General features: G+C 46.5%; 1 protein-coding gene. It reads left to right on the top strand.

Annotated elements, in window-relative coordinates:
- Positions 1-20 precede the first annotated feature (20 nt).
- Positions 21-325, top strand: a 305-nt coding sequence (locus tag F8C76_RS18360; RefSeq protein ID WP_170284079.1) for a transposase, incomplete at its 3' end; no start/stop codon positions are given.

Genomic DNA, 325 nt, shown 5'->3' with positions numbered 1-325 from the left:
ATTGTTTCAAATTCTTTTACATGTGCTTAGCTGCTTCGAAGCATGGTTGGCGTTATTGTCGTCCAGTAATTGTGGTTGATGGATCAGCACTAAAGGCCAAGTTTGGAGGTATGTTGCTTGCAGCCTGCGGACACGACGCAAATGGCTCCATATTTCCCCTTGCATTTGGTATCGTTCCGTCGGAGAGCAATGAATCATGGACATGGTTTTTCGAGAAACTAAGGGATTCAATCGGCACGCGAGAGTCTCTTGCTATTGTGGCCGATAGGCATAAGGGTATCGAATATGCAGCCAACCTTGTGTATCCAGATGCTGCATTCGGGAT

The sequence above is a fragment of the Flagellimonas olearia genome, assembly GCF_009184425.1.
GTDB classification, from domain to species: domain Bacteria; phylum Bacteroidota; class Bacteroidia; order Flavobacteriales; family Flavobacteriaceae; genus Flagellimonas; species Flagellimonas olearia.
Note: the sequence above shows the minus strand (reverse complement) of the source record. Positions and strands in the feature narration are given on the sequence as shown.